Origin of the sequence: Microbulbifer epialgicus (genome assembly GCF_041447265.1) — a bacterium.
In the GTDB taxonomy this organism is placed as follows: domain Bacteria; phylum Pseudomonadota; class Gammaproteobacteria; order Pseudomonadales; family Cellvibrionaceae; genus Microbulbifer; species Microbulbifer epialgicus.
On the sequence record NZ_JBGMEK010000128.1, the window covers coordinates 1 to 7,271 of the forward strand.

General features: G+C 47.6%; 7 protein-coding genes. 6 read left to right on the forward strand and 1 reads right to left on the reverse strand.

From position 1 onward, the window contains the following. Positions 1-104 precede the first annotated feature (104 nt). Positions 105-920, reverse strand: a complete 816-nt coding sequence (locus ACCI49_RS22760; protein ID WP_371841524.1) for a glycoside hydrolase family 16 protein — start codon at positions 918-920, stop codon at positions 105-107. Between the two features lie 966 nt (positions 921-1,886). On the opposite strand from ACCI49_RS22760, the gene ACCI49_RS22765 reads away from it, so the two are divergent. The 6 genes from ACCI49_RS22765 to tnpA form a co-directional block, all read left to right on the forward strand. Next, positions 1,887-2,351: a hypothetical protein gene (locus ACCI49_RS22765; protein ID WP_371841525.1), complete on the forward strand. Its 465-nt coding sequence runs from the start codon at positions 1,887-1,889 to the stop codon at positions 2,349-2,351. Positions 2,352-2,876: 525 nt separating this feature from the next. Then, positions 2,877-3,401: a hypothetical protein gene (locus ACCI49_RS22770; RefSeq protein WP_371841526.1), complete on the forward strand. Its 525-nt coding sequence runs from the start codon at positions 2,877-2,879 to the stop codon at positions 3,399-3,401. A 66-nt stretch (positions 3,402-3,467) separates the two neighbouring features. Continuing rightward, complete coding sequence (locus ACCI49_RS22775; RefSeq protein WP_371841527.1) at positions 3,468-3,836, forward strand: SpoIIAA family protein; 369 nt, start codon at positions 3,468-3,470, stop codon at positions 3,834-3,836. Between the two features lie 35 nt (positions 3,837-3,871). Next, positions 3,872-4,675 (forward strand): class I SAM-dependent methyltransferase, encoded by an 804-nt coding sequence (locus ACCI49_RS22780; RefSeq protein WP_371841528.1) that lies wholly within the window; start codon positions 3,872-3,874, stop codon positions 4,673-4,675. Between the two features lie 678 nt (positions 4,676-5,353). Then, a complete protein-coding gene (gad, locus tag ACCI49_RS22785; RefSeq protein WP_371841529.1) occupies positions 5,354-6,727 on the forward strand; it encodes a glutamate decarboxylase in 1,374 nt (457 codons plus the stop codon). A 350-nt stretch (positions 6,728-7,077) separates the two neighbouring features. Next, a partial coding sequence (tnpA, locus tag ACCI49_RS22790) for an IS66 family insertion sequence element accessory protein TnpA (RefSeq protein ID WP_442928498.1) occupies positions 7,078-7,271 on the forward strand: 194 nt, incomplete at its 3' end.

Below are 7,271 nucleotides of genomic sequence, written 5' to 3' on the forward strand. Positions count from 1 at the left end.
CGGATATTTTACTTACGTTTTGGAAGGTGGATTTAGTCCGAATCGCCCCGTAAACCCTCATTACACCGTGCTGGAGGTAAGTGTTTGGTTTTTTTCAGGGCCGACTAGCTAGTATCGTCATTGTCGTAGATACGTACATAGTCGATGTACATCTTGGCGGGCATGGGTGCAGTGATCTCATTGTTATCGAAAATCTGCGGGAAATTTCCTCCGATTGCTAAATTTAAAATCAGAAAGTGCTGCTGCTGAAATTCACTAAATGCCGGATCATCTGTATTGATGCTGATTATTTCATTGGTTTCGTCATCCACCCACATAGCGATGTTTTCGGGTGTCCAAGTCATACCGAAAATATGGTAACCCTCAATGAGATTGGTATTGGAGCGAAAGTCCTCTATTAGATTCTTGGACTGGCCATAATCCGCTCTACCGGTGTAGTCGTCCGATTCATGCCACCAGTGGAAAGCACCGGAGATTTCAGAATTTACCTTGCCCGCGTTAAGCGCTTCAGCCATGCCCGCCTCTAGAATATCCAACTCACCGCAGGCAGGCCAACCAGCTTGACCGAAATTATTTCCCAGCTGCCAAAATGCTGGCCATAGGCCGGCATCCAAGTCTGGCAGTTTAATGCGTGCCTCAATGGTACCGTATTTATAGGACATACGGCCGATGGATTTAAGGCGGGCAGAAGTAAATCCTCCATCGGTGTTTCTCAGTGCCTGAATAACTAAATTGCCATTTTCTACGTAAGCGTTATCTCTGTTATCAGTATAGTTTTGCAGCTCACTGTTGCCCCAGCCAGAGTTTCCAACATCGTAAGTCCAGACTGAAGTATCAATGCTGTCGCCGTCAAAGTTGTCTTCCCAGACTAATGTTTTGGAGTTTGCTGTTATGGATACAGTAGCTGCTGTAATCGCCATGAGTATCGCCGATATTTTTTGAGTCATAATTTTCTTTATTTGTTGAGTGTTAATAAAATTATCAACTTTATTTTAACTGTGTTGTAGGGCGCCTTTTGGCAAATAATTTAAATGATGATAAGGAGCCTCTGAACAATCCCATAATATCTATGCGGGACTATCGGGGCGATTGACGCCCTGCGTTACTGCTTTTTGATTGTGAGCCGCTCTTAAATTCAGAAGTATTACGGGATTAATTAGAGGATACTTAAGTGCTCTGAATTTATTACCTATAAAATGCACTTGGTCGTCATATGTAAATCCTAGCAAAATGACTGCTCTGATAAACCTGGTTTAGGGCTATTTGTCCTAGTAGTAGTCCCGCTTGTCGCATATGTAGAAATATTTATTAAATATTTGGGTGGGAGAGTATTTTGCTCAGTGTGTTGTTGTTCACTGGGATTTTGTAAGGTGGGTTAAATTTATAAATAGCTTTTAACCTTGATTTTTGCTGCACGGTTTTAGTTGGAAGTAAGCGCTAAAACTATAGATAGGTGTTTTAGGGAGCCTCTAAATAATTTCGTGAAATCTCTGCGGGGTTTGAACGCTTTATAGGTTGATTCAAGCAAAGCGCCACACCAGACATCCAGAAAGCAAGGGGCATCCCTTGTAGGAAAAATTATCTACGGTTACATCACCGCGAATACTCAATGCTAGGCTGATAATGTTTAAGGCAACACGAAACTTACGAAGTGAAATGCTGGCTTGATGTCACACGCCACCGCGCTACTGGCTATAGGCTTCACCGTCAGCTACAGGTCCCAGCATAAATACTGAGGAGAATTGCGCGAGAACTAAAGGTGTGATCAATAAATAACCAATCCTATTCCATAAACGATATAGATAAAGTAATGGAGCGGGGTCTTCTGAAGTTCCTGACTTGTGCTATTCCTACTACAGCAAGAATACCAATAGCGGAGATGAATTATGCCTCGACTTATTTTCTCGAGAACATTCGCCCAGAGACTTTCCATTATCTTCCTCTGTCTGATAACCATTTCAGGGTATGCAGGGGAGGAGGCCTCGGTGGTGCCCAATGCCAACCTGGAAATCCGCTTTACTGAAGCAGCGGTAGTGGCGCAGGTGGAGGTGATCGGTATTCATCGAGATGTGGACAGCGCTCTGTCAGAACCAGGTATGACAGCAATTTCCGGCTACGTATACTCCGCAGTGCCGGATCAGGTATGGAAGGGGGCAGTAGCGGATCAGATAACGTTTCGTCTCGGCTTGGAATACTGCGATAAGAAATTGGAAAAGGGGGGGCGCTACCTGATTTTCGCCAGCCTGGATAGCTATGGAAGGTTGCAACTGAGGAGTTGCGATGCGGTAGTGGTAGAGTCTGACGCAGAGGCACTATTGGCGGAACTCAATGAGTTTACCACCCAGGGTTGACTATTATTGAGCTGGCAATGAAATAGATGAATCCTCACCGGCCTCATCGTCGCGCAAATATGCGAAGCTGCTGTTACTTCAAGAACTTGCTCCGGCTTATAGTCGACAGCGGCACATTCTTGTGCCGCGCTTAACCTGTTTACTTATTGGTTTTCCGGGTTCATAGATGACAACTTCTTTCCGGTAGCGTAGGGAACCTAGCCAAATAATATTTATTAGAACTTCCCGTTGTAAGCGGTTCGCTATATACAGCAATCCAAACTCTCCAAGGTGTGGTCACTTTCTTGCAGTACACCAATGCCGGGTTATTCTTATCAGTATTGGCGTCACCTTCTTTTAGTCGATATTCATTGCATTATCTTCACACTGGCGTCAAAAGGCCTGAAGGTCAGCTAATATTGCCGCAAGGATGCAGAGTGAGGCGGGCTTGCAGTGCCAAGCACTGCGTGCCCAGAAGCTCTAGGACTGGGTCGGCCTCGCGATGAGTGATTTTCCTGAAACCGCCTGGGGTCGAGAGGTCAACATATGAAAAAGTTATTGATTCCACTGATCATCTTACTGCTGATCATCGGATACTTTATGTCGCGAAGTGGCGAGCATAAGGCCAGAGAAGCGTATGAATCGATGGATCAACCCAAAAGCGAGCAGAAGAGCGACGAATCTATGCCATCGGGTACTGGCAGCGGTAGTGGCTCAACCTCACCTAATGGCACTGCTCCCCCTCCCGATGGTATGGGTAATCCCGACACCCAGATGCCACAGGAATCTGACCAGACAGATCCGACCCCACCTGGAACTGATGCTGGCTCGACCACAACCCCTGGCAGCACGACCCCTACAACCCCTACGCCGACTCCCGGGGCTGATGATTCGAGTCAGCTGCCAGGTGATGGCTCTGATGGCACTATGAACAATATGAATGGCGATACTGGGAATACTTCAAATGGGGCCCAGAATGCTCCGGAGGATGCGGATACTGGAGATGATAGTAACGGGGATAGCGACGCCGATGCGGAGGCGGAGAACGATTCAAACCAGCCGCAACGCTAAACTGACAGAAATCTAGGAGACTGTTGAGGGTCGCCTGTTCAGGCGGCCCAAAGCTATTTGGGAAGAATGATTGAACATAAATGGTATCAGGGACACAAAATTCTTGAAGTTCGGCCCAAAGGGAAATTTGCCGCAGAGGATTTCCATCAGCTGGCCTCCCAAGTTGATCCAGTAATCAGGGAGCAGGGCAGGATTGAAGGGTTGCTGATCGATGCGCAGGACTTTGCCGGTTGGGAGAACTTCGTTGCGATGATCACCCATTTCCGCTTTGTGCACGAGCATCAGAAGCATATTCAGAAAATTGCCGTAGTATCCGATAACCCCCTTTTGAGTTTTATGCCTCGCTTGGTTTGCCATTTTATTAGTGCTGAAGTGCGCCCTTTTGCTGTGAATGAGTATTCCCAGGCTCTGGAATGGTTGGATAATCCGGGTTAGCATCGCCCACCGTTTAACTGTTTTATGGAGTGCCGGTGAGCTCAGCATTGGCCATTATTGCGGCGGCATCAGGAAACCTTGCCGTTGCCAAGCAACTTTCCAGTCAACTCGAACTTCCTTACCTGGGAATAATAGACCCCACAGAAATTAATGACTTTCCGCAGGTGCTGCGATGTGGAGAGCAACTCCAGTTGTGCGCTACCGGGCGTAAGGCACCGGGGCCTGTAGCTGTGGATTTTGTCGGTGGCACACTGGCTCACCGACGCAAATACGGTGGAGGCAAGGCACAACCGGTAGCAAAAGCTGTCGGCATACGAGCCGGGTTTCACCCCCGCGTATTGGATGCAACCGCAGGGCTGGGGCGCGATGCTTTTGTCTTGGCATCACTGGGCTGTGAGGTGCGGATGTTGGAGCGTAACCCCGTTGTGAAGTTGTTACTACAGGATGGCTTGAGACGCTTGCAAGAGGCCTCTATCACTGACCCGGAATTGGCTTTCTTGGCTCAGCGCCTATCCCTGAATGACGATCCTGTTTCGGCTGCGGACTGGCTGGCGCAACAAAAAGAGGAATCCTGGCCTGTGGTTTTCCTTGACCCCATGTTCCCGCCACGGGGTAAGAGTGCCAAAGTGAAGAAAGAAATGGTGGCTTTTCATCATTTGGTAGGAGCGGATGAGGATGCTGATGCGTTGCTGGAGCCTGCCTACAAGGCCTGCTATTACCGCACGGTGGTCAAGCGTCCCAAGCTAGCTGCTAACTTGGGCGGGAAAGAGCCGACACTATCTTTTGAGGGAAAGTCTGGGCGCTTTGATATTTACACCAAACACGGTGTACCAAGCTGATCTGATGGTAGCGTTTTACCCATTGTTTCATTTTGTTTCATTGCGAAAACGCATAGAGGCCGACGCCGTTTTGTTTTTTCTATGGTTGCTATTTACATGGCAATACCTGGCTTATCTACACTGGCAAATAGCATTGTGCTCGGGCGGTAATAAGCCCAGCTCCTAAAAATAGGGAAGGAAAGAATACACTGCGCTCGGGACCGTATGAGGCATGGATGCCGATTACGAGCTTACAGGGATCTATTTACAGCGAGTCTCGAGTGCAGAGTATTCTTTTCTTCTGGCCCAGTAGTAAGTAAGGTTGCTGTCAGTGAAGCTTTGGGAAGATCAATCAATTTAGTTAGACGTCTCCAACAGGGCGAGGGCGTTTTTTTCAGTAGCAGTCCCTGCCTTCCTTACCACTAAACGTAGCCAGATGTATCGTGTCGTTTCCGTATTCCCAGGGTATTGATGGGCGTATGGCTTATGCTGTCTTTGCGATTCTGGTGTCCTTTATTCCACCCAAGCGGGTAGTTGTGTCAGATTCCCGAGCCAATGTTACCTGGGTGCCTGGCAGAGTTGGGACTTCTACTTCCATAACTCTGCGGATTTTTTACTTACGGAAACCCTTCTGACAAAAAGAGGGTGGACGCAAGCAGCACCTTTCTCTGGTACTGAAGACTGACAAGGAGCGTAACAGTGAAGCAGAAATCCCCGTTTGACATGTTCTTCGATGAATACAACGAGGACATTCCTGAGAGCCACTTCCCCAGGCGCGGTATCTCTGCCTATGCTGCCGAGTCCATTGTTACCAGTGAAACCTGGGCCGATGCTAAGCCGGCGATGAATTTATCCTCCTTTGTCACCACTTTTACCGAACCTGAGGCCTTCAATGTAGCGAAAAAGCATTACCTCAAGAACTATATCGACCACGATATGTACCCACAGCTATTCGCCATGGAAGCGCGCATGGTACGTTGGCTACATGAGTTGTGGAATGGTCCAAAAGATGTAGTACCTTACGGCGCGGCAACCATCGGATCTTCAGAAGCTTGTATGCTGGCAGGGCTGGCGCATAAATGGAACTGGCGCAAGCAGCGTGAGAAAGCTGGCAAGGATGCGTTCAGACCTAACTTGGTTACAGGTGCCAATGTGCAGATCGTATGGGAAAAGTTCATGCGCTATTTCGATGTGGAACCCCGCATTGCCCCTCTGAAGCCAGGACACTATCGCTTTACCAGTGAACACTTGGATGAGCTGGTAGACGAAAATACGATTGCGGTAGTGGCCATTGCTGGGCAGACGTTTACAGGTGAGGATGATGCCTTCCGTGCCATTCACAGCTGGCTTGATCGTCATGAGGAGAAGACAGGTCATAATATTCCCATGCATATCGATGGTGCCTCTGGCGGATTCGTCAATCCATTTCTATATCCCAACTACCATTGGGACTTCCGTCTGCCACGGGTGAAATCCATTAATGCATCAGGGCATAAATTTGGCTTGGTACCACCGGGGCTGGGCTGGGTAGTTTTTCGCGAGCGCTCGGTGTTTGATGAAGACTTGATGTTCTATGTAAATTACTTGGGCGGAGAGATGCCTACAGCTACGCTGAACTTTAGTCGTAATGCTTCCACAGTGGCCTATCAGTACTATAACTTCATTCGTCTCGGTTTTAAGGGGTACCAGGATATCATGCAGCACACCCTGAAAAATGCACAAACCCTTCGTAATCGTTTGGTAGAAAGCGGTTACTTCGAAATTATGAACAAGACCCAGCGTATTCCAGTAGTAGCAATGACCCTTAATAACAAGGTCACGAATTTTAATGAATATGATATTTCCGACAAGGTGCGTGAGCGCGGTTGGGTACTATCTGCCTATTCGATGCCACCGAATGCCCAGTCGATCAATACATTGCGTATCGTGGTACGCCCACATCTCAACTTAAATGCGATTAATGGGCTGGCGGACGATATTATTCTTGCCTGTGATTGGCTAAAACAGCATGGTGGTAATGTGACACCTCCGAAACTGCACGATCCTCATAAGGTGGCACCGAGTAAATGTTAGAGACCTACTTATCCTGTCAGGCCAAATTGGTATTAACCAGGTAATAAAAGCTTGTTAAGGGCGGTTTTTCTGATGGAAAAAGCAGCGCTTAAATAAAGTGCTCAAATAATTCTAACCAATAAGAAGTCCAGATAAAAATGACCCAAAGAGCGATTGAGGAATTAAATTGCGTTGGAGTTGAAAGATTATTTCAAAAGACTTGAGCGGCTCTCAGTTTTAGAGTCAAATTGATAAAGGTGAGTAAAAGTAAGTATCTGGCGAACAGGGTAAGCGGTACATGAACCACATTATTCAACTCGCTCTGACAGGCTGCCATGATACCTCCTCCATCAACTTCGGAGGAAAGGCTCATGAATCAGCAGCAGTGGCAAAGTCATGTCAGGGCCTACGAGAGAAGCTCTCAATCCAAACGCGCCTATACCCGTAAGCACAACCTAAACTACAGCCAGTTCCTCTACTGGTACCGTAAACTAACTGAACTAACTTCGGTGTCTGATACCCCTGACTTTGTTCCCGTGGATATCAAGTCTCCTGTGGCCACTAC